The organism is Nocardioides sp. Leaf285 (genome assembly GCF_001422955.1).
GTDB classification, from domain to species: Bacteria; Actinomycetota; Actinomycetes; order Propionibacteriales; family Nocardioidaceae; genus Nocardioides; species Nocardioides kribbensis.
Genome location: NZ_LMNH01000004.1, coordinates 285,398 through 312,106 on the forward strand (window position 1 = coordinate 285,398; position 26,709 = coordinate 312,106).

Annotated in this window: 24 protein-coding genes; 8 read left to right on the forward strand and 16 right to left on the reverse strand. The window is 75.2% G+C overall.

Annotation, left to right across the window (positions count from 1 at the left end; all coding sequences use genetic code 11):
• Positions 1-30 precede the first annotated feature (30 nt).
• Positions 31-945, reverse strand: a complete 915-nt coding sequence (locus ASF47_RS15635; protein ID WP_056864925.1) for a LysR family transcriptional regulator ArgP — start codon at positions 943-945, stop codon at positions 31-33.
• A 70-nt stretch (positions 946-1,015) separates the two neighbouring features.
• Here ASF47_RS15635 and ASF47_RS15640 point away from each other — a divergent pair, with 70 nt between their 5' ends.
• The gene (locus tag ASF47_RS15640) at positions 1,016-1,618 is read left to right on the forward strand and encodes a LysE/ArgO family amino acid transporter (protein WP_156697944.1); all 603 of its coding nucleotides are present in this window, start codon (positions 1,016-1,018) and stop codon (positions 1,616-1,618) included.
• A gap of 94 nt (positions 1,619-1,712) precedes the next feature.
• Here the strand turns inward: ASF47_RS15640 and ASF47_RS15645 are convergent, their stop codons facing one another.
• The 5 genes from ASF47_RS15645 to ASF47_RS15665 form a co-directional block, all read right to left on the reverse strand.
• On the reverse strand, positions 1,713-2,561 hold the full coding sequence (locus ASF47_RS15645) for a JmjC domain-containing protein (protein WP_056864926.1): 849 nt from the start codon (positions 2,559-2,561) through the stop codon (positions 1,713-1,715).
• The gene (locus ASF47_RS15650) at positions 2,558-3,988 is read right to left on the reverse strand and encodes a GNAT family N-acetyltransferase (RefSeq protein ID WP_056864927.1); all 1,431 of its coding nucleotides are present in this window, start codon (positions 3,986-3,988) and stop codon (positions 2,558-2,560) included. Before ASF47_RS15650 ends, ASF47_RS15645 begins: the two co-directional genes overlap by 4 nt.
• Positions 3,989-4,702: 714 nt before the next feature.
• Complete coding sequence (locus tag ASF47_RS15655; RefSeq protein ID WP_235558777.1) at positions 4,703-5,590, reverse strand: MOSC domain-containing protein; 888 nt, start codon at positions 5,588-5,590, stop codon at positions 4,703-4,705.
• Positions 5,591-5,685: 95 nt separating this feature from the next.
• Complete coding sequence (locus tag ASF47_RS15660; protein WP_056864929.1) at positions 5,686-6,183, reverse strand: GNAT family N-acetyltransferase; 498 nt, start codon at positions 6,181-6,183, stop codon at positions 5,686-5,688.
• A gap of 35 nt (positions 6,184-6,218) precedes the next feature.
• A complete protein-coding gene (locus tag ASF47_RS15665) occupies positions 6,219-8,048 on the reverse strand; it encodes a thioredoxin-like domain-containing protein (RefSeq protein WP_056864930.1) in 1,830 nt (609 codons plus the stop codon).
• A 124-nt stretch (positions 8,049-8,172) separates the two neighbouring features.
• On the opposite strand from ASF47_RS15665, the gene ASF47_RS15670 reads away from it, so the two are divergent.
• From ASF47_RS15670 to ASF47_RS15680, 3 genes are all read left to right on the forward strand, one after another.
• Entirely contained in the window at positions 8,173-9,990 is a 1,818-nt protein-coding gene (locus tag ASF47_RS15670) for a GAF domain-containing SpoIIE family protein phosphatase (RefSeq protein ID WP_162242284.1), read from the forward strand.
• Between the two features lie 56 nt (positions 9,991-10,046).
• Positions 10,047-10,886 carry a maleylpyruvate isomerase family mycothiol-dependent enzyme gene (locus ASF47_RS15675; RefSeq protein ID WP_056864932.1) on the forward strand — a complete coding sequence of 280 codons (840 nt, stop codon included), beginning with the start codon at positions 10,047-10,049 and terminating at the stop codon, positions 10,884-10,886.
• A gap of 227 nt (positions 10,887-11,113) precedes the next feature.
• Positions 11,114-12,049 (forward strand): oxidoreductase, encoded by a 936-nt coding sequence (locus tag ASF47_RS15680; protein ID WP_056864933.1) that lies wholly within the window; start codon positions 11,114-11,116, stop codon positions 12,047-12,049.
• Between the two features lie 87 nt (positions 12,050-12,136).
• Here ASF47_RS15680 and ASF47_RS15685 read toward each other — a convergent pair whose 3' ends face one another.
• On the reverse strand, positions 12,137-13,912 hold the full coding sequence (locus ASF47_RS15685) for a hypothetical protein (protein ID WP_056864934.1): 1,776 nt from the start codon (positions 13,910-13,912) through the stop codon (positions 12,137-12,139).
• 50 nt (positions 13,913-13,962) lie between these two features.
• On the opposite strand from ASF47_RS15685, the gene ASF47_RS15690 reads away from it, so the two are divergent.
• A complete protein-coding gene (locus ASF47_RS15690; RefSeq protein WP_056864935.1) occupies positions 13,963-14,142 on the forward strand; it encodes a hypothetical protein in 180 nt (59 codons plus the stop codon).
• A 76-nt stretch (positions 14,143-14,218) separates the two neighbouring features.
• Positions 14,219-15,862, forward strand: coding sequence for a phosphoglucomutase (alpha-D-glucose-1,6-bisphosphate-dependent) (gene pgm, locus ASF47_RS15695; protein WP_056864936.1), 1,644 nt, complete (start codon positions 14,219-14,221; stop codon positions 15,860-15,862).
• 124 nt (positions 15,863-15,986) lie between these two features.
• Here the strand turns inward: pgm and ASF47_RS15700 are convergent, their stop codons facing one another.
• The 8 genes from ASF47_RS15700 to ASF47_RS15735 all read right to left on the reverse strand — a co-directional run bounded on the left by ASF47_RS15700 (position 15,987) and on the right by ASF47_RS15735 (position 23,497).
• On the reverse strand, positions 15,987-17,345 hold the full coding sequence (locus tag ASF47_RS15700; RefSeq protein WP_056864937.1) for an FAD-dependent oxidoreductase: 1,359 nt from the start codon (positions 17,343-17,345) through the stop codon (positions 15,987-15,989).
• A complete protein-coding gene (locus tag ASF47_RS15705; RefSeq protein WP_056864938.1) occupies positions 17,342-18,133 on the reverse strand; it encodes a hypothetical protein in 792 nt (263 codons plus the stop codon). Before ASF47_RS15705 ends, ASF47_RS15700 begins: the two co-directional genes overlap by 4 nt.
• On the reverse strand, positions 18,133-18,549 hold the full coding sequence (locus ASF47_RS20745) for a muconolactone Delta-isomerase (RefSeq protein WP_082500398.1): 417 nt from the start codon (positions 18,547-18,549) through the stop codon (positions 18,133-18,135). The genes ASF47_RS15705 and ASF47_RS20745 overlap by 1 nt, the downstream gene beginning before the upstream one ends.
• A 110-nt stretch (positions 18,550-18,659) precedes the next feature.
• Positions 18,660-19,430: an ABC transporter ATP-binding protein gene (locus tag ASF47_RS15715; protein ID WP_235557719.1), complete on the reverse strand. Its 771-nt coding sequence runs from the start codon at positions 19,428-19,430 to the stop codon at positions 18,660-18,662.
• The gene (locus tag ASF47_RS15720; RefSeq protein WP_082500399.1) at positions 19,427-20,146 is read right to left on the reverse strand and encodes an ABC transporter ATP-binding protein; all 720 of its coding nucleotides are present in this window, start codon (positions 20,144-20,146) and stop codon (positions 19,427-19,429) included. The genes ASF47_RS15715 and ASF47_RS15720 overlap by 4 nt, the downstream gene beginning before the upstream one ends.
• The gene (locus ASF47_RS15725; protein WP_056864939.1) at positions 20,143-21,225 is read right to left on the reverse strand and encodes a branched-chain amino acid ABC transporter permease; all 1,083 of its coding nucleotides are present in this window, start codon (positions 21,223-21,225) and stop codon (positions 20,143-20,145) included. The genes ASF47_RS15720 and ASF47_RS15725 overlap by 4 nt, the downstream gene beginning before the upstream one ends.
• A complete protein-coding gene (locus ASF47_RS15730) occupies positions 21,222-22,241 on the reverse strand; it encodes a branched-chain amino acid ABC transporter permease (protein WP_056864940.1) in 1,020 nt (339 codons plus the stop codon). The genes ASF47_RS15725 and ASF47_RS15730 overlap by 4 nt, the downstream gene beginning before the upstream one ends.
• Before the next feature lie 35 nt (positions 22,242-22,276).
• Positions 22,277-23,497: an ABC transporter substrate-binding protein gene (locus tag ASF47_RS15735; RefSeq protein ID WP_056864941.1), complete on the reverse strand. Its 1,221-nt coding sequence runs from the start codon at positions 23,495-23,497 to the stop codon at positions 22,277-22,279.
• 232 nt (positions 23,498-23,729) lie between these two features.
• Here ASF47_RS15735 and ASF47_RS15740 point away from each other — a divergent pair, with 232 nt between their 5' ends.
• Together ASF47_RS15740 and ASF47_RS20750 are read left to right on the forward strand one after the other, a co-directional pair.
• Positions 23,730-24,518, forward strand: a complete 789-nt coding sequence (locus ASF47_RS15740; protein ID WP_056864942.1) for an IclR family transcriptional regulator — start codon at positions 23,730-23,732, stop codon at positions 24,516-24,518.
• An 8-nt stretch (positions 24,519-24,526) separates the two neighbouring features.
• Positions 24,527-25,609, forward strand: a complete 1,083-nt coding sequence (locus ASF47_RS20750) for an HpcH/HpaI aldolase/citrate lyase family protein (protein WP_082500400.1) — start codon at positions 24,527-24,529, stop codon at positions 25,607-25,609.
• Between the two features lie 23 nt (positions 25,610-25,632).
• On the opposite strand, the gene ASF47_RS21185 is transcribed toward ASF47_RS20750, so the two are convergent.
• Positions 25,633-26,217 (reverse strand): hypothetical protein, encoded by a 585-nt coding sequence (locus tag ASF47_RS21185; protein WP_156697945.1) that lies wholly within the window; start codon positions 26,215-26,217, stop codon positions 25,633-25,635.
• Positions 26,218-26,709: the final 492 nt, after the last annotated feature.

The following is a 26,709-nucleotide window of genomic DNA, read 5'->3' on the forward strand; positions in this document are numbered from 1 at the left end:
TGGCGGGGCGGCTGGGTGGGCGACCCGGCGTCACAGCGGGTGGTGCGGGCGGGCGAGGGGGCGCAGGGCGGCGGCCGCCTCGGTCCTCACCACGTCGCTGAGGCGCCCCAGCAGGGGCGAGTCGAGCCGCCAGCGCTGCCAGTGCAGCGCCACGTCGACCCGGTCGCGGCCCGGTCGGTCGCCGGCGGCGAGCAGCACCAGCCGACCGGACGCGAGGTCGGGCCCGAGCTGCGGCTCGGGCACCAGCCCCCAGCCGAGTCCGCGGCGCACGGCCTCGTGGAAGTCGGCGGAGGTCGGCACGCGGTGCACCACCGGGGGCCGGGGGTGACCGCGGGCGGCGAGCAGGTCGTCCTGGAGGGCGTCCTTCTCGTTGAAGACCACCACCGGCATCGCGGCCCAGTCGGCCCGGCCCGCGCGCACCCAGCGCTCCGCGAAGGCCGGCGACGCGGCCGGACGGTAGCGCAGCACCCCCAGCGGCCCCACCGTGCACCCCTGCACCGCCACCGGGTCGCTGGTGACCGCGGCCAGGGCCTCGCCGCGGCGCAGCAGGTCGGTCGAGGTGGCCTGGTCCTCGACGTCGAGGCGCAGCGCGACACCGGGCCAGCCGCCGACGGCGCTGAGCACCCCGCCGAACCACGTGGCCAGCGAGTCGGCGTTGACCGCCACCCGCAGCTCCACCACCGCGCCGCTGGCGCTCAGCTCCTCGCGGGCCTCGGCCCACAGCAGGCTGGTCTCGCGCCCCAGCCGCACCAGCCGCTCGCCCGCGCGCGTGGGGGCGCAGGGTGCCGTACGCCGGACGAGGACCTGGCCCGCCGCCGACTCCAGCGCGCGGATGCGCTGGCTGACCGCGCTCGGCGTCACGCTGAGCGCGCGGGCCGCGGCCTCGAAGCTGCCGGTGTCGGCGATCGCCACCAGGGCGGCGAGCTGGGCGGGCTGCAGGTCCATGAAGCCACGCTAAGGCACCCTGAAGATCATTCGCTGGCCTTCACCAACGCGCGGCCCTAGCGTCGGGGCCGTGATCCTCGACCTCGGCGCCGGCCTGCTCACCGGGCTCTCCCTCATCGTGGCCATCGGCGCACAGAACGCCTTCGTGCTGCGCCAGGGGCTGCTGCGCCGCCACGTCGGGGCCGTCGTCGCGGTCTGCGCGGTCTCCGACCTCGTGCTGATCCTCGCCGGGGTCGCCGGCATCGGCACCCTGGTCGAGCGCGCCCCGCTCGCCCTCGAGGTGGTGCGGTGGCTGGGGGTGGCGTTCCTGACGGCCTACGGCGTGCGCTCGCTGCTCGCCGCCCGCGGCTCCTCGGCGCTGCGCACCACCGGCGCCGCGTCGGCCGCGCTCGGCTCGACGGTGGCGACGGCGGCCGCGCTGACCTGGCTCAACCCGCACGTCTACCTCGACACCGTGCTGCTGCTCGGCTCGATCGCGAGCGCGCACGGGCCCGAGGGACGGTGGTGGTTCGCCGCCGGGGCGTGCGCGGCGTCGGTGCTGTGGTTCGCCGGACTCGGCTACGGCGCACGGCTGGCCTCGGGCCTCTTCGCCCGGCCGCGGGCCTGGCAGGTGCTCGACGTGGTCATCGGCGTCGTGATGCTGCTGATCGCGGTCTCGCTCGCGCTGCGGTGAGCCCGGGCCCCGGGCGCTAGACCCGGCGCGCGCCCGGGGCGGTGTCGGCTTCGGTCGGCTTCGGTCGGCGTCGGTCAGCGTCGGTCAGCGTCGGTCAGCGGGCGCGGCGCAGGGCGGCCTTGGCCTTCTCCGCGGCGGTGATGGCGCCGGCCTTGGCCTTGTCGACGCCGGTGCGGGCGCCGGGGGCCGCGGGGGTGACGCCGGCCTTGCGGAGGTAGGAGTTGGCGCGCAGCACCTTGGCCTCGGTGGCCAGGGCCGGGCTGCGCCACGTCACCGAGAGCGAGATCGACAGCGCGGGGCCGTTGACGACCTTGTGCTGGGTGTAGGGCGGCACGTAGATACCGCGGCCCGGCTCGAGCACGTGGTCGACGGGGTCCTGCACGTCGGCCTTGAGGTTGCGGTGGCCGCCGGCCACGAGGCGCTCCGCCTCGGCCGCGCGCGCCTCGGGGCTCATCCAGGTGCCGGTGACCATCGTCTTGCTGCCCTGCACCTGCAGCAGCACGTTGTGCTCGGGGTCGATGTGGCTGGGCGTCATCGAGCCCGGGGCGGAGAGGAAGACGAAGCCCTCGCGGTTGTAGGCCTGGCCGGGCCCGGAGACGAGGTCCTCGATCTCGTCGAGGCAGGCGTCGAGGAGGGCGCTGTAGCGCGGGTCCTGCTCGACGTTCTTGAGCACGCACCACGCGCCGTTGGTCTCGAGGCCGAGGATCATCTCGCGCAGCTCGAGGTCGAGCCGCGGGGCGTTGCCGTCGGCCACCACGTCGGGCAGGGCGCCCACGTTGTGCTCGATGCTGTCGGCCGGCAGCGACACCGCGAGGTCGGCCAGCGACTCCAGGGTGAGCAGCTCGTGGCTGCGCAGCTGGTGGCTGACCTCCTGCGGCTCGCCGGTCTCGCCGGCGGTGCGCAGGGCGGCGGTGGACTGCTCGTCGAGGTGGAGCAGGGTCATGGTCGTGCCTCTTCCGGGGTCGTGGGTGCGGTGGCGGTGCTGGCGGTGCTGGCGGTGCTGGCGGTGGTGGCGGTGGTGGCGGTGCTGGCGGTGCTGGCGGTGCTGGCGGTGGTGGCGGTGGTGGCGGTGGTGGCGGTGGTGGCGGTGGTGCGTGTCGAGGCGGACGTCGCGGCGGTGGGGGCGCGGGTGCGGTCGGCAGCGCGGCGGTCATGCCGGGCGCGCCACCGGTGGCGGACCCCGTCGACGGTCTCCAGCAGGCGGGGCGCCGTGCGGACCGCCCACTCGCCGGCCCCGGGCCGCAGCGCGACGGCGAGGGTGACCAGCTCGCGGCGGTCGGGGTGCAGGCGGTCGGCCATCGGGTGCCCGGGGTCGGCGCAGGTGTCGACCAGCGCGGCGCCGGTGTCGGGGAAGCGGCGCAGCTGCTCCAGGTAGAGCAGCAGGCCCGGGGAGTGGGCGGCGTGCTGCTCGTCGTAGGCCGTCTTCCAGGTAAAGACCGTGTCGCCCTCGCGCACGTCGACGAGCACCGCGACGGCGCTGCCGTCGCCGGCGAGCAGGGCCAGCACCGACAGCGCGCCGCGGGCGTGGAGGGCGCGACAGGCCTCGACGAAGAACGCCCGCTGGTCGGCGTGGTGGGCGATGGCGCCGCCGTCGGCGCCCTTCCACCCGGCGGCCTCGAGACGCAGGAACGTCTCGACGCCCTCGTCGGCACGGCCCGCCTCGGCCAGGTCGACGACCTGCAAGCCGCCCCCGACGCTCTCGTCGAGGCGGCGCCACACCCGGCGCAGCTCCTTGCGGCGCTTGCCCGGCAGCTGCCGGGCGACGTAGTCGACGGGGTGGTCGACGGGGTGGTCGACGGGGTGGTCGACAGGGTGGTCGACGGGGTGGTCGACGGGGTGGTCGGGCGAGTGGGCGCCGGTCGGGTCGCGGCGGGTCACCGCCCGCTGGAGGGAGGCCAGGCGCCGGGTCGAGCGACCGGTCCGGGCCGCCGCCGCCTCGACGTCGCGGGCCACGTCGGCGTCGAGGGAGGTCAGCACCAGCCAGGGGTCCTCGCCGTCGCGGGCCAGGCGCTCGAGCGCCGTACGCCACCCGTCGACCCCGAGCTCCGGCGCCACGAGCGGGGTGCCGAGGAAGTGCTGGGTGTGCTGCCAGGTCGTGGTCGCCCGCACGGGCAGGCGGCGGTGACGACGGCGGCCGGCCACGGGCAGCAGCAGCGCGAGGCGACCGGCCTCGTCGCGCACCGTCAGCAGCCGCACGTCCTCGCCGCCCAGGTGACGCAGCGCCGGCGGCAGCATGTCGGGGCCGTGGAAGGGGTTGGCGTGGCGCCCACGCGCGGCGAGGTCGCGCCAGTCGGCGACCAGCCCTCCAGCGGGCGCGGCGTCGACCAGCTGCCCGGCCGGGCGAGCGGCGTGGGGGGCGCTGGGGGACACGAGGGCTCCATCGGGCGAGGCGTCAGGTTCGCACGGGAGCCGAGTCGAGGGGCGCCGCGGCACGCGGAACCCCTCCCCCCGCGCTCTGGTATACCCCGGGCTCCTAGCAGCAAACGGAGCCGGCCCCCCCGGGTGGGGCGACCCCGGTCACGTCGCGACCGGCCGGGCCGAGTCGCTGCGAGGCGGGCGGGACGGCCGAGCAGGCGGGCAGGGGCTCGAGCCGGCTGCGCCGCGCGGCGGGGGCCGAGGGCCGGGCACGCGGCGCGGGCCGACGGGCCGAACGGCTGAGCCGGGCGGCAGGGCCAGGCGGCAGGGCCAGGCGGCAGGGCCAGGCGGCAGGGCCAGGCGGCAGGGCCAGGCGGCAGGGCCAGGCGGCAGGGCCAGGCGGCAGGGCCAGGCGGCTGGTCCAGGCGGGGCGAGCCCGGCGGAGCGAGGCGGATGGTGCGAGCCCGACGGCGGTCCCGGTGGCCGGGTGATGTGACGCGGGCCGGAGAGGTCCTGGCTCGGACGGGGAGACCGTCCGTGCGTGCTAGGGGGAGGGGCACAGTCGTGCCCCTCCCCCTAGCACGCGGAGAGGTCGTCCCGGCAGGGTCGCGCGACTGCGCGAGCGCAGGCTCGGCGCGTGGATCGCAGGCGGCTGGTGCGTGCGATCCACGCGTCAGGCCCGAGGGTCCAGGACCGAGTGTCCAGGCCTGAGGGTTCAGGCCCGCGGGCTCAGGCGGGGCGCACGGGTCCGCCGCCGGGCGCAGCGGCCTCGAGGACGACGACGGGGTCGCCCACGCGCACGACCGGCGGTGGCGCCCCGGCGGGGAGACCGGTCAGGTCGGGGACGAGGTTGACCCCGAACCACGTGGCGCCGTCCCAGCGGCGGATCCGGGCCAGGGAGGCGATCGGCTCGCGGCCGCGCTCGGCGGTGTCGGGGTCGACGGTGGTCATCACGCAGCGCGCACAGCCCTTCACGGCGCGGAGCACGACGTCGCCGACCTGGACGCGGCGCCAGTCGTCCTCGGCCCAGGCGCTGGTGCCGGCGACGACGAGGTTGGGACGGAAGCGGGTCATGCCCAGCGGCTCACCGGCGGGCTGGTGGGTCTCCTGGCTCCGCTCGAGCACGGCGTCGTCGAGGGCGGCCAGCGAGGCCTCGGTGGTGACGAGGAGCGGGTAGCCGTCGGCCAGCGACACCCGGTCGCCCTCGCCCGAGAAACGGGGGTCGGTCGGGCGCTGGGCCGGGTCGTCGAGGTGCACCAGCCGGGCCGGGCGCCCCAGCACGCGGGCGCTCCAGTCGTCGGCGTCGGGCCCGGCGACGGCCACGTCGAGCACCGACCCCCACAGGTGCGCGGTGACCCGCTCGGCTCCGGCGGGCAGCGCGACGTCGAGCGGCTCGGCGCCGGGGGCGTGCAGGCGCACGCCGTACGCCGTCTCCTCGGGGCGCACGAGCAGCAGCCCGTTGACCTCGCGCGCGGTGAGCGCGTCGCCGTCGGGGTCGACGAACATCCAGCGCCGGTCGCCCGCGAGGCCCCAGGGCTCGACGGCCGCCTCGGCGAGGCTCTCGCCGCGGCAGGACTTGACCGGGTAGCGGTGGATCGACCGGAGGGTGGCGCTCACGACGGTGAGGCTAGTCGCCACGGGCGCCGCGGCACGCGAGCGCGGCGCGACGCCGCCTCGCCCGCAGGTCGGCCGGAGCGTGCGGCCGGCCGCGCCTACGCGTCCCGCGAGTCCGGGCCGGCAGCGTCCTGGTGGAGGTCGAGGCGGGCGACGGTCTCACCCTCGCTGAGCTCGCCGGTGGGGACGAACCCGAGGCCCGCGTAGAAGGGGGCGGGGCTGCCGGGGCCCTCGTGGTAGGTGACGTAGGCCGCCGAGCAGCCCCGTGAGCGGAGCTCGGCGCAGACCGCCCGCACGGCGGCGGCGCCGTAGCCGCGACCCTGGTGGGCGGCGTCGACGTTGAGCCGCCACAGACCGCTGCGGACGTCGGCGGGGTCGTCGTCCCACTCCACGTCGAGGAAGGCCATGACGAAGCCGACGACCTCCTCGCCCGAGGGCCGCGTCGCGACGATCGCCCGCGGCCAGGCGACCGGACCGTGGGCGTAGGCCTCGGCCAGCGACTTCGCGACCGAGCCGACGAAGTGGTCCTGGTCGGGGCGCACGGCGACCTCGAGGAGGGCGTCGATGTTCTCCCCCGTGACCGGGTCGAGACGCACGCCCCGGGCGTCCGCAGCCCGGTCGGCAGCAGCGCTCACGAGGCACCACCGAGCGGCAGCTCGAGCACGGCAGGGGCTTTGGCGGCGATCCGCACGGGCACGCCCCAGTCCTGCTGGTGCATCCGGCAGGCCGCGCCCTCGCCGCCGTCGGCGTCGCACGAGGCGGCGCGCGCCGCCACGTGGAGCACGCCCTCCCCCACGTGGGGGTCGAGCTCGAGCACACGGGTGAGGTCGGTGCCGCGGCCCGAGCCCGAGCGCAGCAGGGCGGGCGGCGTCGCCTCCACCACCAGCTGGGCGGCGGGGCCGAAGCGGTCGTCGACCTTCTGTCCCGGCGGCGGCTCGAAGCTCACCACCAGCTCCACACCGCCGGCGACCTCGGTGACCGGGCGCTGGGTGACGTGGGCGAACCCCCCGGCCCGGGCGACCTCGCGGCCCAGCGGCACACGGGTCAGCCGGTGGGCGGTCGACTCCACGACGACGAGCACGGCGGCGTCGCCGGCGTCGCCGCCGACAGCGCCAGCGTCGTCGGCGGCGTCGGCGGCGGCGTCGGTCGCGCCGCCGACCTCGACGTACGCCGCACTGGGCTCGGCCAGGTCGGTGGCGAGCGTGGTGAGCCGGCCGGTCGCGGGGTCCCAGCGCCGCACGGCGCCGTTGTAGGTGTCGCACACCGCGACGCTCCCGTCGGGCAGCACCGTGACGCCGAGCGGGTGCTGCAGCAAGGCGGGCCCGTCGGCGCCGCCCGCACCGTCGCGGAAGCCGAACTCGAAGAGACCGGAGCCGACCGCGGTGCCGACCTGGCCGTCGGCGTCGATCCACCGCAGCGAGGAGGTCTCGGAGTCGGCCAGCCACATCCGGTCGCCGGCAGGGGCCAACCGCGAGGTCTGCGCGAACCACGCCTCGGGCCCCGGCCCGTCGAGCAGGCCCTCGTGGGTGGTGCCGGCGGCGACCGCGACGTCGCCGGTGCCGGGGTCGAAGGTCCACAGCTGGTGCACCCCGGCCATGGCGATCCAGACCCGCCCGCGCCACCAGGCGACGTCCCACGGGGAGGAGAGCCGGCTGGTGCCGTCGAGGTCGGTGGCCTGGTGGCCGTCGCCGGCGAGCACGCGGGCCTCCCCCGTGGCCAGGGTCAGCCCCTGGAGCCGGTGGCCGACGGTGTCGGCGACGACGACGTTGTAGCCCACCTCGGCAGCCAGGTCGGACGGCAGCAGGCACAGCCCGTTGGGCTCGCGGAAGCCGCCGACGCGGCGCACGACCGCGCCGTCGGCGTCGAGCTCGACCACCTCGTCGTGGCCGGCATCGGCCACCAGCACCGACCCGCCCGGCAGCGGCACCGCCGAGGCCGGGAAGCGCAGGTCGGTGGGCTCGACCACGGGCGGCACGTAGGGCGAGCCGGCCGGCTGCAGGGTGCCGCGCTCGCGGTGCTCGGCGACGAGCTCCTCGAGCAGCGCGGCGACGGCGTGGGCGTGGCCCTCCCCGGCGTACTGCGCGACGACGTAGCCCTCGGGGTCGATGAGCACCAGGGTCGGCCAGGCGCGGGCGGTGTAGGCCTGCCAGGTGACCAGGTCGGGGTCGTCGAGCACCGGGTGGTGCACGGAGTAGCGCTCCACCGCGGCGGCCAGGGCGTCGGGGTCGGCCTCGTGGACGAACTTCGGGGAGTGCACGCCGACCACGACGAGCTCCTCGGCCCACTGCTCCTCCACCGGGCGCAGCTCGTCGAGCACGTGGAGGCAGTTGACGCAGCAGAAGGTCCAGAAGTCGAGCAGCACGAAGCGGCCGCGCAGGTCGCGCAGGGCCAGCGGCCCGTCGGTGTTCAGCCAGCCGCGCCCGACCAGCTCGGGGGCGCGCACACGGGGTCGTCGACTCATGGGCTCCAGCCTAGGAGGGGGCGCAGGAGGGCGCTCCGACGGTCGGGGGAGGGCTCCGGGCGCGCGCGGGCCAGCCTGGGGAGAACCGCCGAAGACGCAGGTGGGAGGCTCGGGAGGCGATACCGTGAACCCTGTCCACACCGAGGAGACCCCGCCGATGAGCAGCGTCGTCACGACCGGGGTCCTCGACCCTGCGCCGTACGACGCGTATGCCCGCATGGTGCAGCGCCTGCTCGACGTGCCGGTGGCCCTGGTGACCCTGGTCGAGCCCGAGCGGCAGTGGTTCCCCGGCGCCGTGGGCCTGCCGGCCGAGGTCGAGGCCGTGCGTGAGACCCCGCTGTCGCACTCGGTGTGCCAGTACGTCGTGGCCGACGCCTCCCCCCTGGTCATCGAGGACACCCGCCTCGACGACCGGCTGCGCACCAACGGCGCGGTCGCCGACCTCGACGTGATCGCCTACGCCGGCTGGCCGCTCACCGACCACGCCGGCCTCGTGGTCGGCTCGCTGTGCGCCATCGACCACCGGCCCCGGGCCTGGAGCGAGGACGACCTCGCGGTGCTCGAGGACGTCGCCGCGGCCTGCTCGGCGGCGCTGTCGGAGCGCCGGCTGCGCGAGCTGGCCTCGGAGTCGGCGCGTCGCGCCCACGACCTCTCCAGCCGCAGCCGGGTGCTGCTCGCGCTCAGCGAGGCCCTCTCGGCCACCCTGACCCTCACCGACGTGGCCGCCGCGCTCCAGCGCACCGCCCTGGAGCAGCTCGGCTGCATCCGCGCCGGCCTGTGGGTCACCGACGCCCACGACCCGATCCGCTCCGCCGACCTGCCGCTGGCCCAGCCCGCGACCCGGGGGATGCTGCGCTACGTCAGCCCCGCGGGCGACACCTGGGGCTCGGCGCGGCTCAACCACGCCCTGGGCCTCGACGACTCCAACCCCGTCGGGGAGAGCGTGCTGGAGCAGCGCCCGCTCAGCTTCGCCGACGCAGCGACCCAGAACGCCCGCTACCCCACCCTCGACTACAGCGAGCAGGTCGGCCAGGCGCGCAGCTTCTGGCCGCTCGTCGAGCGCGGCGAGGTGCTCGGCTCGATGGCGCTGGTCTGGGACGAGCGCCGCGTGCTCACCGACGACGAGCTCGTCACCCTCGGCGCGCTCGCCGCCTACACCGCGCAGGCCGCCCGCCGCGCCCTGCTCACCGGGTCGCAGGCCGACTCGCTGGTGACGCTGCAGCGGGCCCTGCTGCCACGACTGCCCGAGGGCGGCGCCCTCAGCCTCGCCGCGCGCTACCGCCCCGCCGCCGAGCGCGACCAGGTGGGCGGCGACTGGTACGACGCCGTCACCCTCGCCTCGGGCGCCACGAGCCTGATGATCGGCGACGTCGTGGGCCACGACGTGGCCGCGGCCGCCACCATGGGCACGCTGCGCACGATGCTGCGCGCGCTGACCTGGTCGCACGGCGACGCCACCGCGCAGAACGTCTCGCGCCTCGACGCTGCCATGCGCGACCTGGGCGTGGAGGGCATGGCCACCCTGGTGCACCTGTGGGTGCAGCCCGACACCGGCGACGGTGCCCGGCCCGGAGACGCCGTGCTGCGCTGGACCAACGCCGGCCACGTGCCGCCGCTGCTGCTCGACCCCCACGGCACGGCCCGCCTGCTCGCCCCCGAGCCGGCCGACCTCATGGTGGGGGTCGACGCCACCGTCGAGCGCCGTGAGCACACCGCGCGGGTGGAGGCGGGCTCCACGCTGCTGCTCTACACCGACGGCCTCATCGAGCGCCGCCGCGAGAGCATCGACGCCGGCCTGGCCCGCCTCGCCGCCGTCGCCGCGCGCCACCACGCGCTGGCGCTGCCCGACTTCCTCGACGCCGTGCTGGCCGACGCCGCCGACGACAGCGACCACGCCCACGACGACGACGTGGCGCTGCTCGCCGTACGGTTCACGGGCTGAGGCGTCCACCGGCCGGACGCCCCGGCCGGCGACCGGGCGGGCCCTAGGGTGACGGCATGGACGACCGTGAGCTGCTGGCCGGGTGGGTCGCCGTGTGGTGGAGCGCCGTCGAGGACCTCACCACGCTGCTCGACTCCCTCTCCGCCGACGACTGGGAGCGCCCCACGGCGCTGCCCGGATGGGACGTGCGCGCCGTGGCCGCCCACGTCGCCCACCTCGAAACCGTGCTCGCCACGGGCGAGGAGGAGACCGCCGAGGTCGGCGAGCCCGCCCACGCGCGCGGCGTGATGGGCCACTACACCGAGATCGGCGTGGTCAACCGGCGTACGACGCGGCCCGCGGCCCTCGTCGACGAGATCCGCCGCGCCACGGCCGCCCGCCACGCGTGGCTGCAGGAGCACCCGCCCACCGACGCCTCGGCGCGACCCGACGTGGTCTTCGGCGGCGTGCCCTGGGACTGGCGCACGCTGCTGCGCAACCGCCCGCTCGACGTGTGGCTGCACGAGCAGGACGTGCGCGACGCGGTCGGACGCCCCGGCGGCGAGGACTCCCCGGCCGCGGTGCACACCGCCGACTACCTCTCCGACGGCCTCGGCTTCGTGCTGGCCAAGCGCGCCGGCGCCGCCCCCGGCACGACGCTGGTCCTCGAGCTGGAGGGCCACGCACCGAAGGCCTTCGGGATCGGCGAGGACGGCCGCGGCCACCGCCTCGACACCGCCCCCGCCGACCCGACCCTGCGGCTGCGCACCGACCGCGGCACCTTCGTGCGCCTGGCCGGTGGCCGCCTGCACGGCACCGAGACCCTCGCCGGCCTGCGCGCCGACGGCCGGCTGGTCGTCGAGGGCGACGCCGACCTCGCCGAGACCGTCCTCGCCCGCATCGCCACCACCCCCTGACCCGTCTCGTCGCCCCGCGACGACCGACACCTCCTCGGCGATCGAGGGGGAGCGGCCACGCACCGGCACCCACGGCGATCGAGGAGGGAGCGCCAGCGACCGTCTCGAGATCCCCGCACCCGCCCTCCCAGCCCCACCACGACCAGCCCCACCACGACCAGCCCCACCACGACCAGCCCCACCACGACCAGCCCGACACCAGCCCGACACCCACACCCGGAGACCCCATGACCGCCACCGACACCTGGCGCCTCGCCGACATCCCCGACCAGGCCGGGCGCACGATCGTCGTGACCGGCACCAGCGCCGGCGGGCTGGGCCACCACACCGCCCTCGAGCTGGCCCGCCGCGGCGCCCGCGTCGTGCTCGCCGGGCGCACCGAATCGAAGCTGGCCGAGACCGACCGGCTCATCCGCGCCGAGGTGAGCGAGCCCCGCGTGGAGCGGCTCGTGCTCGACGTGGCCGACCTGGCCTCGGTGCGCCGCGCCGCCACCGAGGCCTCCCGCCTCGGGCCCATCCACGCGCTGGTCAACAACGCCGGGGTCATGGCCACCCCGCAGACCCGCACCGCCGACGGCTTCGAGCTGCAGCTGGCCACCAACCACCTCGGCCCCTTCCTGCTCACCGGCCTGCTGCTGCCGCAGCTGGTGGCCAGCGGCGAGGCCCGCGTGGTCGCCGTCTCCTCCCTCGGCCACCGGATGGCGCGCCGCGCCCCGCTCCGCGACCCGCGCGACACCTCCGGGCGCTACAGCCGCTGGCTGGTCTACGGCCAGACCAAGCTGGCCAACCTGCTCTTCACCTACGAGCTCGACCGGCGCGCCCGCGAGGCCGGCCTGCCGGTCAAGGCGCTGGCGGCCCACCCCGGCTTCGCGGGCACCCACCTGGTGGCCAACGGCGCGGTCGGCCGGGCCAGCGGCGGCCTCGCCTCCATCCTCGGCGGCGCCACGCGGGCGGTCTCGCAGTCGGCCGCCGCGGGCGCCTGGCCCACGCTGATGGCGACCACGGCGGACCTGCCGGGCTCGACGTACTGCGGGCCGAGCGGGCTCGGCGAGCTCGGCGGCGCCCCCCAGGTCGTCACCAGCAACGCCCTCTCCCACGACGCCGACGCCCAGCGCCGGCTGTGGGAGGTCAGCGAGCGGGCCACCGGCATCACCTACCCCTGACCGCCCACCCGGTCCACCCACCCGGTCTGCGCGGCCCGGTCCGCACGGCCCGGTCCGCACGGCCCGGTCCGCACGGCGGCCGATGGGTCAGTCGGCGTCGCGGACGCGGACGAGGCCGCCGCGGGTGCCGACGTAGGCCGCGCCGTCGGGGCCCAGGGCGACCGGGGAGCCGGTGGGGTCGGCGGGGTCGACGAGGGGGCCGAGGCCCAGGCGCACGCCGAAGGCGGTGTGGCCGGTGGCGGCCTCGACGGCGGTGAGGTACCACGCGTCGGCGCCCCACCAGCTGCGCCGCTTGGTCGGCAGGTAGACCAGCCCGGTCACCGGCGAGACCACGGCGCCGGCCGACGGGGCGACCAGGTCGCTGCTCCAGCGCTCCACGCACTCGCCGTCGACGACGTCGACGCGGGCCACGCCGCCGCTGGGCGCGCGGCCGAGCAGGGTCGGCGACCAACCAGAGGAGCCGGCGGTGTTGGCGACCACGACCCCGCGCCCCACCGAGACCAGCGGACCGCGGGTGGCGCTGTGGTCGTCCTCGAAGAGCGCCGCCGAGCAGACCTCGGAGCCGTCGCGAGCGTCGAGCACGCGCAGGTGCATCCGCGGCTCGGCGTTGTCGGTGAGGGCGACCAGCCCGCCGGCCAGCGGCACCGGCGGCGTGCCGGTGCCCTGGTCGGGCTGCCCGTCCTTGACCTCCTCGCCGCGGTCGTAGGCCGCGCGCCACACCACGCCCGGGCGTCCGCCGCGCAGCGCGAGGCGGTACGTCGCGGCCGTGCTGCTCACGAGCACCTCGCTCCCCGCGGTGCCGGTCGAGCCGCCGGTCGAACCGCCCGCCGAGCCGTCGGTCGACCCGCCCGCCGACCCGTCCGCGGCGTCGCCCGCAGGGCCGCCCGCGGGCGCGACCACGAGCGGCTGCCCGACAGTCTCGCCGAGGTCGGTGGTGCGCACGGTGCCGTCGGGGGCGACGACGCCGACGCGGCCGTCGCGGGTGACGAACCACAACCGCCCGCCGCCGCTCGTGCCCGTCGGCCCGGCGGCGGCGGCGGCGGAGACCAGGCAGTCGCCGGCGGGCACGGCGGCGGAGACGTCGACGTCGCGCACCACCGCGAGCTCGCCCTCGTCGTCACCGATCGCCACGACCAGCACCCGCCGGTCGAGGGTCGGCACCACGGCGCCCGTGCCGTCGGCGGCGTCCGGGAGGTCCGCAGCGGCGTCGTCACCGGCAGCCTCGCCAACGTCGCCCTCGGCCGCACCCCCGGAGCCCCTGGAGCCCCCGGCACCGAGCACGGCGGCCACGGAGGAGGTGACGGCGAAGGCCGACGCGCAGGCGCCCGCGGGCTCCTCCGCCGCCCCGTCGGATCCGTCGGACCCGCCCGCGGAGTCGGACTCGCCGGCTCCCCCGGCGGTCAGGTCGAGGGTGTCGCGGGCGCGCAGCGAGTCGGCACCGACCAGCCGCAGGGTCGAGCCGCAGCGCGCGAGCAGCGCGTCGCCGGCGGCGGTGACGCCCCAGCAGCGCCCGCCCCAGCCGAACCAGCGCGAGGTCACCCCGGGCGACTCCCCGCGCGGACCCGGCCCGCCCGCGACGTCGAGCAGCGGCTGGGCGGCGACGGGTCGCCCGACGTAGGCCGGGGTCACCAGCGCGCCCGGCCCGGGCGGCACGGGCAGCCAGCCGGCGGGGGCGACGACCGCGACGCCGACGGCCGCGGCGACCGCGCCGACCCACGCCGCGGTGACCCGCGGGGTCGGTCGCAGCCAGGCGCGCACCGCCGGGTGGAGCAGGCTCGCCAGCGCGAGCAGCAGCACCCACGGGCCCAGGGCGAGCCACAGGACGGCCACCCCGACGAGGGCGGCCGTGCGCTGGTGCCTCACGCCCCCGGACCCCCGCGGCGCACCGCGCCCGTAACCGCGTCGGCGACCCGGTGAGCGACCCCGTCAGCGACCTGGTGAGCGACCCCGTGAGCGACCCGGCCGGCGTCGGCGCCGCCCGCCACCCGACCCGTCGTACCGCGCGCCAGCCCGCCAGCCACACCGCCGGTCACCCGGCCAGTCGGCCCGCCGGCCACCCCGCCGACCACGCCGCCCCCGTGGGGCGCGTGTGACGGGAGTGACGACATGGAGCGATCGTAGGCCGAGGGGTGGTGCCCCCGCTGGGCTTTCGAGGCCATGATGAGCCCCATGAGCAGCCCCCGCGCCGGACAGCCCGCCGAGCCCGCCGACCTCGTCGACGTCGCCCACCTCGTCACCGCCTACTACACCGGCGAGCCCGACCCCGACGACGTCGACCAGCAGGTCGCCTTCGGCACCTCCGGCCACCGCGGGTCCTCGCTCCGGACGTCGTTCAACGAGGCGCACATCCTGGCCACCACCCAGGCGATCTGCGACTACCGCCGCGAGCAGGGCTACGACGGCCCGCTCTTCATCGGCCGCGACACCCACGGCCTCTCCGAGCCGGCCTGGGCCACCGCGCTGGAGGTGCTGGTGGCCAACGACGTCACCGTGCTCGTCGATGACCGCGACGCCTACACCCCCACCCCCGCGGTCTCCCACGCGATCCTGCGCGCCAACCGGGGCCGCACGAGCGGGCCGGGCCTGGCCGACGGCATCGTCGTGACCCCCTCGCACAACCCGCCGGCCGACGGCGGCTTCAAGTACAACCCGCCCCACGGCGGGCCCGCCGACTCCGACGCCACGAAGGTCATCGCCGCGCGCGCCAACCAGCTCATCGCCGCGGGGCTGCACGACGTGCGCCGCGTGCCCTTCGCACGGGCGCGGGCCGCGGTGTCGACGTACGACTTCCTGGGCGGCTACGTCGACGACCTGCCCCAGGTCGTCGACCTCGAGGCGATCCGCTCCGCGGGGGTGCGCATCGGCGCCGACCCGCTCGGCGGCGCGGCGGTGCACTACTGGGGCGAGATCGCCGAGCGCCACGGCCTCGACCTCACCGTGGTCAACCCGCTGGTCGACGCCACCTGGCGCTTCATGACCCTCGACTGGGACGGCAAGATCCGCATGGACTGCTCCTCGCCCTCGGCGATGGCCTCGCTGGTCGCGCAGAAGGACGCCTACGACATCGCCACCGGCAACGACGCCGACGCCGACCGCCACGGCATCGTCACCCCCGACGCCGGGCTGATGAACCCCAACCACTTCCTCGCCGTCGCCATCGGCCACCTCTTCGGCGGCGCGCGCCCCGACTGGCCGGCCTCGGCGCGCATCGGCAAGACGCTGGTGTCGTCGTCGATGATCGACCGGGTCGCGGCCTCGATCGGCACGCCGCTGGTGGAGGTGCCGGTGGGCTTCAAGTGGTTCGTGCCCGGGCTGCTCGACGGCTCCTTCGGCTTCGGCGGGGAGGAGTCGGCCGGGGCGTCGTTCCTGCGACGCGACGGCTCGGCCTGGACCACCGACAAGGACGGCCTCATCCTCTGCCTGCTGGCCTCGGAGATCCTCGCCACCAGCGGCAGGACCCCCTCGCAGCACTACGCCGACCTCGTCGCGCAGCACGGCGACCCCGCCTACGCCCGCATCGACGCCCCCGCCACCCGCGAGCAGAAGGCCGCGCTCGCCGCGCTCTCCCCCGACGACGTCACCGCCACCACCCTGGCCGGCGAGGAGATCACCGCCAAGCTCACCGAGGCCCCCGGCAACGGCGCCGCCATCGGCGGGCTCAAGGTGACCACCGAGTCGGCGTGGTTCGCCGCGCGCCCGTCGGGCACCGAGGACGTCTACAAGATCTACGCCGAGTCCTTCCAGGGCCCCGACCACCTCGCCCAGGTGCAGGCCGAGGCCCGCGACGTCGTCTCCGCCGCCCTCGGCGCCTGACCCCCGCCGCGGCAGCGGCGTCCGCGGCCGCGGCCGCGTCTTACTGACCGTTGCGACCACTACCTGACCGTCACAACGCCCTGCCAGTAGTCGCAACGGTCAGTAAGGCGTGCCGCCCCCGGGCTCAGCGCCCCGCGGCGACGTGCTCGGCAGCGAGGAACGACAGCCCGAGGGCGGGGAGCAGACCGTTGCCGGCGAGGTAGCCCGCGGCGCCGTGCCCGGAGATGCCGGCGGCGGCGCCCCCGGCGGCGTAGAGCCCGGTCACGGGTCCGTCGGCGCGCTGCACGCGCGCGTGCTCGTCGACGACCAGCCCGCCCTGGGTGTGGAAGAGCGCGGGGGTGACGGGCACGGCGCGGTACGCCGCAGCCAGCGGCGCCTCCCACCGCGTGCGCCCGTGCGGGTCGTCGGCCTCGCCGCTCGCCGCGGCGCGGGCCGCCTCGAGCGTCGCGCCCAGCACGCCGGCATCGACGTCGATCGCGGCGGCCAGGCCGGCCACGTCGGCGGCGGTGCGGGTGACCCCCGACTCGACGGTGTCGCGGTAGTCGGTGAAGGACTGGCACGCCTCGTGGATCCGCTCGTCGAGCACCAGCCAGCCGCGCCCGCCCTCGGCGGCCTGGAGCGCCGCGGCGTACTCGGAGTAGCCGGTGGTCTCGTCGCCGAAGCGGCGCCCGGTGGTGTCGACGACGACGGCGCCGTGCATGACGGTGGCCCAGCCGGCCAGGGTGGCGGCGGGGGTGAGGGCGGCGTGGCCCTGGTAGGAGTCGAGGTAGGCGGTCTGCGCGCCGAGCCGCTCGCCCAGGCGCAGGGCGTCGCCGGTGGAGCCCTCGCTGCCGTGGTAGGTCGCGCCGGCGATCTCGGGCAGGTGGCGGGCCACGAGCTCGCGGTCGGCGCCGAAGCCGTTGGTGGCCAGCAGCACGGCGCGGGTCGGCACGCGCTCCTCGCCGTTGGGGGTCTCGACGACGGCCTCGCACACCGCGCCGTCGTCGTCGAGCACGACGTCGACGAGCCGGGCCGGCACGAGCAGGTCGACGAGGTCGCTGGCGCGCACGGCGCGCACGAGGTCGGCCAGCATCGCCTGGCCGGCGCGGCCGGGCACGGTGTGGCAGCGCAGCGCGGAGTGGCCGGGGTAGCCGAAGTCGGTGACCAGCGAGAGCGGCAGCCCGGCCTCGTCGGCCAGCCACTCCACCAGCCGGGCGCTGACCCCGGCCAGGGCCACGGCGAGCCGCTCGTCGGCCTGGCCGTGGGTCTTGGCGCGGATGTCGTCGACGAAGCGCTCGGCGGAGTCCTCCACCCCGGCCTCGCGCTGCCAGCGGGTGCCGGCGCCGGGCACCATCGCCGTCGACATGGCGGTGTTGTTGCCGCGGGCGAAGTGCTCGTTGCGCTCCACGACCAGCACCGAGAGGCCCAGCGAGGCGGCGCGCAGCGCGGCCACCAGCCCGCCGCCGGCGCCGGCGACGACGAGGTCGGAACCCTCCGCGCTCATCGGGTCGCCCCCGTCGTGGCCGGGGCAGCGGTCGTGGCGGGGGCGGCGTCGTCGAGCCGGCCGGTCACCCGCGCCCGCAGCCCGAGGAGGGCCAGGGCGGTGGCGGTGGGGTCGAGCACGTACGGCGCCCGCGCCTGCTCGGCCACGTCGACCGCCGAGCACGCGTTGAGCACGAAGTCGCAGTCGAGGTCCTCGACGGCGCGCTCCACCGCCGCGGCCCAGGTGGCGTCGTCGGCGATGTCGTCGACCGACAGGTCGAGCACGGCGGTCGGGGCGAAGGTCGCGGCGGCGTACTGGCCCAGGCGGCGGTCGAGCTCGTCCGCGATCGGGGCGTTGCGGGCCACCGCGCCCAGGCGGGCGCCCTGGCCGGTGACGAAGGCCGCGGTGAGCCGGCCCAGGCCGAGCACCGGTCGCGCGAGACCGGCCAGGCCCTCGCCCTCGGCCCCCTCGCCATCGGCCTCGGCGAGGTCGGCGAGGTCGGCGAGCGGGTCGAGCACGCAGTCGGGGAGGTAGGCGTCCCAGCCGGTGGGGTCGACGGCGGCGTAGCGGGCGTGGAGCGCCCGCTCGCTGGCCCGCACGTCGTCGGCGGTGTCGAGGGCGCGCGGCAGGCGCGGGGCGCGGGCGTCGGGCTCGCCCGTCGGGCCTCCCCCGGAGCTGCCGGAGCTGCCGGGGTCGAGGTGCTCGAGCACGACGGTGACGCCGGCGGGTGCGAGGGCGTCGTAGCGCGCCTGGCGCCGGGCCAGCTCGGCGTCGTCGACGACGATGGGGGTGATGGCGAGCAGTCGCATCAGGCGGGGTCTCCCTGGGTCGGGTCGGTGGTGCGGGCGGGCGGCGCTGCGGCCGGCCCGGCGGGCGGTGCGGTGGCGGCGGGCGCGGCGTACGGCGGGGCCGCGCCGGGCGGCTGCGCCTCGGGGCCGAGGCCCAGGGCGCGGGGGTCGTTGGGGTGCGCGGCGAGCGGGTGGACGGTGATGTCCATCCACGGGTGCAGCGGCAGCGAGGTCAGGCAGGCGTGCAGCTCGGTGGCGTCGGCGACGTCGTAGAGGCTCCAGTTGGCCCAGCGGCCCGGGATGCGCCAGAGCCGCCGCAGCTGTCCGGCGGCGGCGAGGCGCTGGCCCTGGGCCAGCTCGCGGGCGAAGACCTCCTCGCGCTGCTCGACCGGCGTCTCGGGCGGCCAGACGATCTCGATGTGCACCAGGAACTCCACGCGCTCCCCTCCTCTTCTCTCTGCTCGCGCCCGCCTCGGCCGGGCCGGTCGGCCAGGCTGTGCGGTCGGCCGGTGCGGTCGGGCGGTGCGGCCGGGCCGGGCGGTCGGGGTCAGACCCCGAGGTAGGCCTCGCGCACGCGCGGGTCGTCGGCCAGCTCGGCGCCGGTGCCCTCGAGCACGATGGCGCCGCTCTCGATGACGTAGGCGCGGTCGGAGATGGCGAGGGCCTGGGAGGCGTTCTGCTCCACGATGAGCACGGTGACCCCGGAGTCGCGGATGCGGCGGATGGCCTCGAGCACCTGGGCGACCAGGTTGGGCGCGAGGCCCACCGACGGCTCGTCGAGGGTCAGGCAGGTGGGGCGCGCCATCATGGCCCGCCCGATGGCCAGCATCTGCTGCTGCCCGCCCGACATGGTCTCGGCCTTCTGGGCCCGCCGCGCGGCGAGGATCGGGAAGAGGTCGAAGACCTCCTCCAGGGAGGCCTTCACCGTGGAGCGGGGCTGGGAGTAGGCGCCCATCTCGAGGTTCTCGATGACCTGGAGGTCGCCGAAGAGGGCGCGGTCCTGGGCCACGTGGACGAGCCCGGCGCGCACGACCTGGTGGGGCTTCATCTTGTGCACCGCGGCGCCGTCGAAGCGGATCTCGCCGCCGGTGACCGAGACCAGCCCGGCGACGGCGCGCAGCGTGGTGGTCTTGCCCGCGCCGTTGGCGCCGATGAGGGAGACGATCTCGCCGCGCGCGACGTGCAGGTCGAGGCCGTGGAGGATCTCCAGGCGGCGGTAGCCGGCGTGCAGGTCGCGCAGCTGCAGCAGGGAGTCGCCCGGCGGGCGGTGCGGCGCGGGCGCCGTACCCGGGGTGGGAGCGGGTGTGGGGGTGCTCATGCGTAGTCCTCTCCGAGGTAGGCCTCGACGACCCGGGGGTCGGTGATGACCTCGTGGGGGTCGCCGAGGGCGAGCTCGGCGCCCTCGGCCATGACCAGCAGGCGCTCGGAGAGCGCCATCACCGCGGCCATGATGTGCTCGACGAACATCACCGTCATGCCGTCGGCGTGGATCTCGCGCAGCAGCTCGATCATGGGGGCGCGCTCGGCGGGCACGAGCCCGGCGAGCACCTCGTCGAGCAGCAGCAGCCGCGGCTCGAGGGCCAGGGCGCGGGCGAGCTCGAGGCGCTTGAGGCCGGCGGTGGGCAGGCTGCCCGACGGGGAGTGGACGTAGCGGTCCAGCTGCACCCGGTCGATGACCTCCAGCGCGGCGCGTCGCGCGGCCGTGCGGGAGCGGTGGCGGCCGTGGGCGGCGATGGCGACGTTGTCGAGCACGCTCATCGACTCGAAGGGCCGCATCAGCTGGAAGGTGCGCACCAGCCCGACGGAGGCGACCTTGGCGGGCCCCCAGCCGGTGATGTCCTGGCCGTCGAAGACGACGCGGCCCCGGGTGGGCTCGAGCTGGCCGGCGAGCAGCGAGAAGAGCGTGGTCTTGCCCGCGCCGTTGGGCCCGACGATGCCGAGGAACTCCCCGTCGGTGACGTCGACGTCGACGTCGCGCACGGCGGTGAGGCCGGCGAAGGTCTTGGTCAGCGACTCCACGTGCAGCAGCGTCATGAGCGGAACCGATCGCGCAGGGTGCCGTAGATGCCCTTGGGCATGAACAGCACGATGAGGACGAGCAGGGCGGCGTAGATGGCGACGTCGAGGCCGGTCACGCCCTGGAGGAAGGCGAGGAACTCCGGCGGGTCGCGCAGGATCTGGGCGATCCACTCCGAGAGCGGGCCGACGACCAGGGCGCCGACGAGCGGGCCGAAGACGGTGCCGATGCCGCCGATGACGGCGGGCACGATCGCGTTGACCGAGACCCCGGAGCCGAAGGCCTGCTCGGGGCCGACGAAGAAGTAGTACTGGGTGTAGAAGGCGCCGGCCAGCGAGGTGAAGGCGCAGCTGAGCGCGACCGTGACGAGGCGGTAGCGCATGACGCGGATGCCGAGGGAGGCGGCGGCGACCTCGTCGTCGCGCACGGCCTGCACGTACTGCCCCGCGCGGGAGTTGACGAAGGCCACCGTGCCGAAGAGGCCGAGGGCGAGCACGGCGAGCGGGATCCAGAAGTAGATCGGGCTGCCCTGCTCGAACTGCATCATCGACCAGGAGTCCTCCAGCAGCAGGGGCACGTTGAAGCCCTCGGTGCGGCGCAGGAAGTCGAGGTTCTGCACCGCGAGCAGGAAGACCTGGGCGAAGGCGAAGGTGGCCAGCGCGAAGTAGGCCCCGGCCAGGCGGTAGCGCAGGCACAGGAAGGCGATGAGGGTGCCGGCGGCCGCGGAGATCGCCGCGCCCACCAGCATCGAGATCCACGGCGAGACGCCGTGCTCGACCAGGAGGTAGGCGTCGGTGTAGGCGCCGATGCCGAAGAAGGCGGCGTGGCCGAAGCTGAACATGCCGCCGTAGCCGCTCATCAGGTTCCACCCCACCGCCAGGATCGCGAAGATCAGGGTGCGGATGGCCACGGCCTCGGTCTGCTCGTCGAGGAGCAGGGGCAGTACGGCGAGCAGCGCGACGATGAGCGCCAGCGCGGCGTAGGTGCGCGAGGTGGAGCGGTCCTTCAGGCGCGGGTCGTCGAGACCGACGCTGGGGCGGCGCGTGGCGCCGGGGGCGGGGGTGCCGGGCGTGCCGGCGGTGCTGGTGGCGCTCATCGGGTCGCTCCGAAGATGCCCTGGGGGCGGAAGAAGAGGACGAGGACGAAGACGCCGAAGACCAGGATCAGCGAGCCGGTGCCGGGCAGGTAGAGCGCCCCGACGGTCTGCACGAGGCCGATGATCAGCCCGCCGACGACGGCGCCGGCGACGTTGCCGAGGCCGCCGAGCACGACGATGACGAAGGCGAGGATGGTGAACTGCTCGCCCACCGACGGGGTCAGGCTGAGGAAGGGCGCCATGAGGCCGCCGGCCACGGCCACGCAGGCCGAGCCGATGCCGAAGGTCAGGGCGTAGACCCGGCTGACGTCGACGCCGACCAGGGAGGCGCCCTGGGTGTTGGCGGAGACCGCGCGGATGGAGAGGCCGAAGGAGGTGCCGCGCAGCAGCAGGGTCAGCGCCCCGGCCACGAGCAGCGCTCCGCCGAAGGCGATGAGCCGCTCGTAGGACATGATCGCGTCGAGGATCTCCACGCGGCCGCTGACCGAGCCCGGCACGCGCAGCGGGCGGCCGCCGAAGATCATCAGCAGCACGTTGACGATGAGCAGCGAGAGCCCGAGCGTGATGAGCAGCGGGCCTTCCTCGTTGCCGGCCATGGTCAGCTTGTTGAGCAGGGTGGCCTGCACGAGCACGCCGAAGAGGAACATCACCGGCACCGCCAGCAGCGTCGCGACGTAGACCGGGATGCCGCCGGAGGTCGACATCTCGTAGACCAGGAACATGGCCATGGTGAGCATGGCGCCCTGGGCGAAGTTGACGATGCCGAGCACGCCGAAGATCAGCGTGAGCCCGACCGAGACGAGGGCGTAGACCCCGCCGAGCAGGAGGCCGGTGGCCACCGACTGGGTGACCAGGCCGGTCTCGCGCTGGCCCACGGTGTAGACGAGGGCCAGCGCGACCACGACGGCGGCCAGGACGAAGAGGGGCGCCGCCGGCAGCGTCAGGCTGCGGCGCTCCCGGTCGGGCTCCACGGTGGTGGGGCCTCCGGGATCGGTGGCGGTGGGGCTCGTTGTCATCCGGGTGTCATCCGTTCCTGACGGCGGGGGCCGCCTCAGCGGTTGGTCGGGTAGACGGGCTCGCTGGTCGTGAAGTCCTCGGGGAAGACCTGCTCGACCTCGCCGTCCTGGATCTGCATGACGATGACGGTGGCGTTCTCGTTCTGCCCGGTCTCGTCGAAGGTGATGGGGCCGTCGAAGGCCAGCAGCGGGTCGTCGACCTCGATGCCGGCGAGCGCCTCGCGCACGGCCTCGGGGTCGTCGGAGCCGGCCTCCTCGAGGGCCTGGGCGATGACGACGACGGCCTGGTAGGACAGCATCGAGGCCGTCTCCATGGGCTTGCCGTACTCCTCCTCGAAGCGGGTGCGGATGTCCTGCACGCGCTCGTCGGTGGCGGCGTAGTGGTAGTTGGCGCTGAGCACCTGGTTGCCCGCCTGGCCGGCGTCGCCGGGGAAGGCGCCGTCGTCGAAGCCGCCGTTGGCCACGCCGTAGACGGCGTCGACGTCGGGGCCGAGGGCCTCGACGGCCTGGGCGATGAGGAGGCTGTCGGGGTAGTAGCCGGTGGCGACGATGACGTCGGGGTCGGCCGCGACGGCCTCGCGCACCTGGGTGGTGGCGTCGGTGAAGTTGGTGCCGGGGTAGGTGACCTCCTCCAGCACCTCCACGCCGTTGGCCTCGGCCTCCTCGGCGAAGGCGTCGAAGACGCTCTGGCCGAAGGCGCCCTCGATGTGGATGTAGGAGACCGACTCGATCGGCTCGTCGTTGGCCTCGGCCAGCGCGATGAGCGCCTTGGCGCCGTCGGTGCCCATGCTCGTGGCGTTGGGCTGGATGCGGAAGGTGTTCTGGTAGCCCTGCTCGAGGATCGAGTCGTCGACGGCGACGTCGATGACCAGCGGCACGCCGGAGCGCTCGGCCACGGCGGAGACGTTGGCGGTGACGTCGCTCTGGTAGGTGCCGACCAGGGCGACCGCGCCCTCGCTGATCAGGCGCTGGGCCTCGCTCTGGCCGCTGTCGGCCACGCCCTTGCTGTCGCCCTCGCCGAGGGTGAGCTGGGCACCGTCGAGGGCCTCGATGCCGCCGGCGGCGTTGATGTCGTCGACGGCCATCTGGGCGCCGTTGTTCATCAGCGAGCCGACCCCGGCCAGGGCGCCGGTGAGCGGGTGGACCGCACCGATCATGATCTCGCCGTCGGCGCTGCCGGAGGAGCCGGAGCCACCGCAGGCGGAGAGGGCGAGGGCGCTCGCGGCGAGCGCCGCGGCGAGGGAGACCTTCTTCATGGTGCTGGACCAACCTTTCGTGCCTGGGGCACAGTGTGCGTTCCTCTTGGGGGAACAGTGGCCTGAGTCGGTGCGTTCCGCTGAGCGGAGCGTCTGACGGGCACCCGAGTGGCCCTCGATCGACGTTCCAGTGAGTATGCACGCCTCTCACGGGGATTTCTAGGGGCTATCCCCCGCGAAACGCAAGCGTTACAGTTCCGGTCAGCGAAACGCTACGACGAAAGAAGGCGCCGTGAGCACAGACCCGATCCGCGGAGAGGCCGCCCGGGAGACCCCGGGCGGAACGGAGTCGGCCGACCGGGTCGCCGACGTGCTGCTGCTCTTCGCGCGCTCCGAGGACCCCCTCGGCGTCTCCCGCATCGCCCGCGACCTGGCGCTGAGCAAGGCGGTGGTGCACCGCATCCTGCAGTCGCTGTCGTCGCGCTCGCTGGTGCAGCCCGTGCCCGGCGGCTCCAGCTACGTGCTCGGCCCGGCCGCGGCGGGGCTGGCCGCGCGGGCCTGGAGCCAGCTCGACGTGCGCTCGGTGGCCTCGCCGGTGCTGCGCAAGCTGCGCGACGCGACCCGGGAGACCACGACGCTCTCGGTGCTGGTGGGCGACCAGCGCATCTACCTCGACCAGTTCGAGAGCCCGCAGGAGATCAAGATGGTGGTCGAGATCGGCCCCCGCTTCCCGCTGCACTCGGGCGCGTCGAGCCGCGCGATCCTGGCGCACCTGCCGCAGCCGCTCATCGACGAGGCCGTGCGCCAGCTGGTCGCGCTCAAGCCCGACACCGACGTCGAGGCCTACCTCGCCGACCTCGCCACCTCCCGCGAGCGCGGCTACGCCGTCTCGCTCAACGAGCGCAACACCGGCGCCGCCTCGATCGCCGCGCCCTTCTTCGACGTCGCGGGCAACGTGCTCGGCTCGGTCAGCTCCTCGGGCCCGGTCTTCCGCTACGCCGACCTCGCCGACGGCGCCGACGAGCGCCAGACCCGCCTGGTGGTCGAGGCCGCCAACGACATCACCGACCGCCTCCGCTAAGGACCCCCGTGCTCCCCCGCTCCTTCCTCTACGTGCCCGGCAACCGCCCCGACCTCTTCGACAAGGCCGCCGGCGGCCAGGCCGACGCCGTCGTCCTCGACCTCGAGGACGCCGTGCCCCTGCCCGCCAAGGCCGAGGCCCGCGAGGCCGTACGCCGCTGGCTCGACGCCCGCGACCCCACCACCGGCGCCCAGGCCTGGGTCCGCGTGGACCCCGCCGCCCTCACCGCCGACCTCGACGCCGTCCTCCACCCCCACCTCGACGGCCTCTTCCTCGCCACCGCCACCCCCGCCGCCCTCGACGCCCTCACCGCCCACCCCCGGTGGTCAGGGAGCGAGCGCCAGCGAGCGTCTCGAAACCACGACCCGAGCGGTCACCCGGTGGTCGAGGAGAAAGCGGTGGTTGAGGAGCGAGCGCCAGCGAGCGTCTCGAAACCACCCACCCCCGCGGTGGTTGAGGAGCGAGCCCCAGCGAGCGATCGCCCGGTGGTTGAGGAGCGAGCGCCAGCGAGCGATCGCCCGGTGGTTGAGGAGCGAGCGCCAGCGAGCGGTCGCCCGGTGGTTGAGGAGCGAGCGCCAGCGAGCGTCTCGAAACCACCAAGCGTGGTAGCCCTCATCGAGTCCGCCGAAGGCCTCCAGACCCTCCAGCAGATGTCCACCCACCCCGCCCTGACCGCCTTCGGCATCGGCGAGGTCGATCTCCTCGGCGACCTCCGCGTCACCCGCACCCACCGCACCGAGGCGGTGGTCCTCGCCCTGCGCACCCAGGTCGTCGTCGCCGGCGCCGCCGCCGGCCTCGAGGCCCCGGTCGCCCCGACGTCGACCGACTTCCGCGACCTCGAGGCCTTCGCCGAGAGCACCCACCTCGGGGTCGACCTCGGCTTCCGCTCCCGTACGGCGATCCACCCCGCCCAGGTGCCCGTCATCCACGACGCCCTCACCCCCACCGCCGACGAGGTCGCCGCAGCCCGCGACGTCGTCGGGCGCTATGAGGCCTCAGGCAGCAGCGTCGCCCTGGACAGCGCGGGGCGGCTGATCGACGGCGCCGTGGTGAGGGGTGCCCGAGAGACGCTGGCGCGAGCGGGTGCATAAGCGGCGGATTGACGCACATCGGCTCAGCTACTCGCTGACTCGTTGAGCGTGGGATTGACGAGAGGCGCAGGTGCTTCGCTCGGCACCAAGACGCGCGGAGAACGCACGCCTTGCTCCTCCAAGCGGCGAACGACAAACTCCAACACCTCGTCCGGTGTCATCTTGGTCGCCGCCACGGTCTCGGTGGCACCTTGCTGGGGCATCTCGGAAGTCGAGTAGTACGGCGGTAGGAAGAGTTCGTCGCGCCACCAGCTCAGGACAGCTTGCTCAAGGTTGTACGCGTCGTCGCCTGTCGCAAGGCGGATTGACCACAAATGCTGCCAGCCTCGTCGGCGATGTGCGGGGAGCCTGTCCGATCCCGGAGCCGCAATGCCGATCTTCAGGGCGCTTCCGTCGCCGATCAAGTACAGGTCCGCCTCGCTGGCGAACGGAAAGGCACTATTGCAGTAGCGACAGATCCCACGGCCCGCACGAACGTTCCCCAGCGTGGGGCTCACTATTCCGCCGCAGGTGTGAGTGGCTTTCCAAGGTAGAGAACTGCCCGGATACTCGTCGAGCGGTCGAAGCCCAGCCTCGATGAAAACCACCATCGCTTCCTCCTCGGGCATGCGAAGCCGGAGAGCAGCTGCTTGGCCAGCGCATTCAACGCATCCACCTTGGCCGCGCTTGATGTTGGAGTACGAAGGTGCGACCTCGGCCCCGCACGGCATGTGTCGACAGCGCCAAGGCGCATCAACGCCTGGGAAGGGCGCAAGTGGTTCGAGCCCGGCCTTCGCCATGAGATCTGTCGCGACGACTTCATCCAGACGCAGTGCCCGATGCGTCGCTTCGAGCCCGCAATCTCGGCACGGCCCTTGCCCCTGAGCTACGTTTCCGAGCCGTGGCGACACCGTCCGGCCACAAGGACTGTGCCTCGCCTTCCAGGGCTTTGAAGTGGAGCCGGGGTACGGCTCAAGTGGCTCTAGATCGACGGAGTCGAAGAAGTTCGCTGCGTCCGCCTCACTCCATGTCTGCCAGCCGCGAGCCGCCAGGCTGCAGGTGCGGCACCCCTTTCCCGACCGACGACGAACAGCGTTCAGAGTGGGGCTGACCTCGCGCCC